Annotated in this window: 5 protein-coding genes; 3 read left to right on the forward strand and 2 right to left on the reverse strand. The window is 67.3% G+C overall.

Annotated elements, in window-relative coordinates:
• Together ELR45_RS20200 and ELR45_RS20205 are read right to left on the reverse strand one after the other, a co-directional pair.
• A partial coding sequence (locus ELR45_RS20200) for a hypothetical protein (RefSeq protein ID WP_205856933.1) occupies positions 1–859 on the reverse strand: 859 nt, incomplete at its 3' end.
• Positions 856–1,788, reverse strand: coding sequence for an ABC transporter ATP-binding protein (locus ELR45_RS20205; protein ID WP_129667982.1), 933 nt, complete (start codon positions 1,786–1,788; stop codon positions 856–858). The genes ELR45_RS20200 and ELR45_RS20205, both read right to left, overlap by 4 nt.
• 266 nt (positions 1,789–2,054) lie before the next feature.
• Between ELR45_RS20205 and ELR45_RS35555 the strand changes: the two genes are divergently transcribed.
• The 3 genes from ELR45_RS35555 (at position 2,055) to ELR45_RS20215 (ending at position 4,068) form a co-directional block, all read left to right on the forward strand.
• Positions 2,055–2,219, forward strand: coding sequence for a hypothetical protein (locus ELR45_RS35555; protein WP_165367959.1), 165 nt, complete (start codon positions 2,055–2,057; stop codon positions 2,217–2,219).
• A 555-nt stretch (positions 2,220–2,774) separates the two neighbouring features.
• Positions 2,775–3,062 carry a hypothetical protein gene (locus ELR45_RS35560; RefSeq protein WP_165367960.1) on the forward strand — a complete coding sequence of 96 codons (288 nt, stop codon included), beginning with the start codon at positions 2,775–2,777 and terminating at the stop codon, positions 3,060–3,062.
• A 109-nt stretch (positions 3,063–3,171) separates the two neighbouring features.
• A complete protein-coding gene (locus tag ELR45_RS20215; RefSeq protein WP_129667984.1) occupies positions 3,172–4,068 on the forward strand; it encodes a hypothetical protein in 897 nt (298 codons plus the stop codon).
• Positions 4,069–4,320: the final 252 nt, after the last annotated feature.

Consider the following 4,320-nt stretch of genomic DNA (forward strand, 5'->3'; position numbering starts at 1 on the left):
CGACCATGTAGACGGCGACGATGGCCGTGGCCGTCCCGCCGTCGAGGATCGTCAGCACGCCTGGCGCGCCGCCGCCGGCCTCTGTCGCGGCGCCCAGCGCCCCGGATAACGACCCGGCCGCCGTCCCGGGAAGCACGTCGGTGACGTACTCGAGGCCACTGAGTAGACCCGCCACACTGCGCAGGAGGTTCTCGACGACCAGGGACCAGACCAGACCCAGTCCGATCGCGATCGCGGGGCTCCGCGTCAGGATACCGATGAGGACACCGGCCGCGGCCCACATTCCGAAGATCAGCAGACCTCCACCGAGCGCCTGGGCGGACTCGCCCACGCCCGGCCAGGGAATGCTGTCGGTCTCGACGACCCCGACGAGTGCGGCGACACCGATGTCGACGACGAATGTCACCACGACGGTGCCCACGAGGACCACCGCGAGCGCTATGAGAGTACCTGCGAACGCCGTGGAACGCCGAGGGCCCTGGGTGGCGACCGTCTTCCAGGTGCCCCAGCCGTAACCGCTGCCGGCGGTGAGCGCTCCCAGGACGAGCATGATCGCTCCGCCGAACATGGGCATGCCGCCGGTCAGCACTTGGGGCACCGCGTCGGGCAGCAGGTCGGCGAGCAACCGGTCTGGCGGGACGCCCTCGGTGGCGAAGCTCACCGATCCGGTGGCGTACGCGATGTAGCTGAACAGGTAGCCGAACGTGATGTTCAGCAGCATCCACACGCCGAGCAGCACCCACAGCGCGGGCCACTTGCGCAGCCGCAGCAGCTCAGCCCGCGCGCTCGCGACCATGTCGCTCATGGCGCCGCCCGCCGTTCCGCTGACTCGTGTCGGCTCAGTTCTCAGGGCGTTCATCGTGCCTCCTCGGTCTGGTCTGCGCTCGTGACGATCTCGTCGTTCGAGGTCATGTCGAAGAAGACATCCTCAAGTGAACGTTCGGACGGCTTGATCTCATGGACGGCCACGTCGGCCTCGACCAGCCTCCTCGCCAGCTGGGGCGCCATCTCCGTGTCGACGTCGAGCCAGAGGCCGCCGTCGACCAGCCGGACCGCGTCGTCACCGGCGATCTCCATCGCGATGGCAAGGGCATCGTCGACCGGTCGGGCGCGGACGTACAGCGTGCTGCCTCCGCGGAGCTCGGTTACGGTACTTTCGGCAAGGAGCCGTCCGCGTGAGATGACTCCGACGCGGTCACAGATCTCCTCCACCTCGCTGAGCAGATGGCTGGAGAGGATCACCGTCTGACCGCCCTTGGCCAGGTCGACGATCAGTCGGCGCATGTCCGCCATTCCGGCAGGATCGAGGCCGTTGGTCGGCTCGTCGAGAATGAGCAGCTCAGGCTCACCCAACAACGCCGCCGCGACGCCGAGGCGCTGTTTCATGCCGAGCGAGTAGGTCCGGAACGGATCGCCTCCGCGGTCGCTGAGGTCGACACGCTCCAGTGCAGCGTCGACGGCGTGATCGCCGATGCGTCGGTAGCGGGCCAGCACGCGAAGGTTGGCCCGGCCGGAGAGATACGGGTAGAAACCGGGTCCCTCGACGAGAGCGCCGGTCGCGGAGACAGCGGCCGGATGCCCGGGAGCGTGCCCCAGGATGGTCACGCTGCCGCTGGTCGGCCGGACCAGCCCGAGCAGCATCCGAAGCGTGGTGGTCTTACCGGCACCGTTCGGGCCGAGGAAACCGTACACCTCGCCGGCGTAGACGGTCAGGCTGACCGCGTCGGCCGCGGAATGCGGGCCGTACCGCTTGGTCAACCGGTCGGTGGTGACGATCGTGTGTCTCATACAGCCAGGGTCATCTGTCGTCGGGCATGGTGCATCCGCTCGGCTGCGTCTTCGGACGTACGCGTGTCGACGTAGGGCCGTGCTTTCCTTCCGCGAGACGCCGGACCGAAATGTCGGCCTCATCGGCTGGATAGTGCGAGCAATCGAGGGGAAAGCGCGAGGGAAGCGGCGTTACCGGGGAGCCGAGCTTCTACGGCGGCGACGACGGTGTCGGCCCCGGCGACGGCGGCGCGGCGCGCGAGGCTGGTCTCGGCCGGAAGCTGACGATGGATGTGGCGCCGGATGGGACGCTCTACATTGCCGACGAGTCGAACGAGCGACTCCGCACCGTGGGTGCGGACGGCGTGATCGATACCGTGACGGATGACACCGTGGTCGGGGAGCTAGGGGCCGACGGTTGGCGCCTGCGGGAGACGGCGCTGGTGACATGACGCTCGACGAAGCCGGCGAGGGCCGGCCCGCTACGGAGGTCCGCATGCGCGTGACGGACGTGGCCGCCGGTGGCGACGCCCTCTACATCGCTGACCGCGCGTCCCCCGAGGACCGGCGGATCGACAAGGTGGACGCGGACGGCACGCTCACCACGGTGGCCGGAGGCGTCGATGAAGAGTATCCGTTCGACCGGGCGATGACGGATGTCGAGCGTGGTACCGATGGGAACGTATACGTCGCCGCGGGAGGTGCAGCGGTACGGATGTACCCGGACGGTGCGACGTCCGTCGTGGCCGGCGGGAACTGGCGCCAGCAGGCCTACGACGGCCAGCTCGCCAGCACGGTGGTCCTGGGCAATGGATTGCGGATCGCATCGGGGCCGGACGGCGCGATGTATCTGGGCGACGCCTACTCCAGCCAGGTGTACGAGCTCGGCGAGGACGGAAGCCGACCTGATCTCGCCGACCGATGTCGCGGTGGACGGCGACGGCGCCGTCGATGTCTGCGCATCTGGCCGGATCAGGAGGGTCGACACGGACGGCACGATCGACACCGTGGCCGAGCTCTCCGACGACGCAGGCGCTCGTGCGTCGAACCTCGCCGTCGATGCACACGGCAACGTCTATTTCACCGAGTCTCCCGGCTACCGGGTACGGGTGGTCGTCCGGCCGGGCGAGATCGCTGACCCGTTCCCGTGGGGAGCCGTGTGGGCGGGCTCGGCCGTCGCTGCCGTCAGCGTGCTGGGCATCGTCTATGTCGTGCATATCCACAGGTGGCGTCGTCGGCGGGACAGGGAATCACGTCTGTCCGCCTCTACCGTTCCGGGGACTCCGAACGCGTAGCGCAAGCGCCGTGCAAGCGGGCGCTGCAATCATTGTCCGGCATCGTCGGTCGACGGTGTTCATTCGGAGCGCTGCTCCGCGATCGACCTGAAGATGAAGGATTCTTAAGATGCGTACACAAGCGAGCAGCGTCTTGCTGACCACTCTGGTACTTGCGCTGACGGCATGCGGCGACGACGACACGTCGGGCGTCAGCCCGGAGGATTGCGACGGGCCGCCGGAGGTGACGGTTCTCGACCAGGGCGATGAGCCGCGGGAGGTCATGGAGATGTCGCCCACCGTCGGCGACAGCGCGACGGTGGACATCCAGACAGGGATGAGCATCGACACCGGCGTCGACAGTGAGAGCGCGTCGACAGACGCGGTGCCCATGATGCAATTCGGCATGACGACGACCGTCGATGAGGTCACGGACGATGAGATCAAGATGTCGTTCGTTTACGACGAGGGGGAGGCCGACGGCGACGCTGTGACGGAGTCGATGAGCAGCCTGCTCGTGGGCGTTTCCGGGACCCTGACCACGACGCGTTCCGGTGCGTTCGTCGACGCTGAGGTCACGACGGATGGCTCGGACCCGATGCTCACCCAGATGGTTGGGCAACTCGAACAGATGCTGGGGGACATGACGACGCCGTTCCCGACGGAGCCGTTGGGTCCGGGGGCAGAGTGGGACATAGTCAGCTCTCATGAGGTGAGCAACGCCACCTTCTGCAACACCGCGTCCTATACCTTGGCTGACTTCGACGGCGACGCCTACGAGCTGGACGTTGAGGTCTCCCAACAGGTCATGCCGGCCACGGCCGAGGAGGATGGCCAGCAGGTCGTAGTGGAGGATTACACGGCCAGTGGCAGTGGTACCACCAGGGGCCGTCTGAGCTTCCCTATGGCGGTCTCCGGATCCTCTAGCGTCACGTCGGAGACTGAGATGACGTTGGAGCAGGATGGCACGGAGCAGACGGAGCAGATGACGACCGAGGTCACGACAGAGATCACTCCGCGGGAATGAGCAGGGCGGACGGGCACGTACGTCGGTCACGATGGCAGACGCGGCTGCTGGCGCCCTTGTTCCGATAGACCGGAGGTAGAACTGTGATCTTGCGTTCGACGGTGCGGCGTGGCGCTATCGCCGTGACGGCGATGACGGCTGTGCTCGTGATCGTGTCGGGTGGCGCGTCGGCTGATAGGGTCCGCGATGAAGCCGCCCGCACCGTCGCGGCAATGGCCGACCTGCGGCCGGGACAGATGGAGACGGTCGCCG

Source organism: Phytoactinopolyspora endophytica, assembly GCF_004138495.1.
Taxonomy (GTDB): Bacteria; Actinomycetota; Actinomycetes; order Jiangellales; family Jiangellaceae; genus Phytoactinopolyspora; species Phytoactinopolyspora endophytica.

Coding starts and splice junctions, on each gene's coding strand:
- ELR45_RS35555 (WP_165367959.1), top strand. CDS start 2,055: ATGGATGTGGCGCCGGATGGGACGCTCTACATTGCCGACGAGTCGAAC.
- ELR45_RS20215 (WP_129667984.1), top strand. CDS start 3,172: ATGCGTACACAAGCGAGCAGCGTCTTGCTGACCACTCTGGTACTTGCG.
- ELR45_RS20205 (WP_129667982.1), bottom strand. CDS start 1,788: ATGAGACACACGATCGTCACCACCGACCGGTTGACCAAGCGGTACGGC.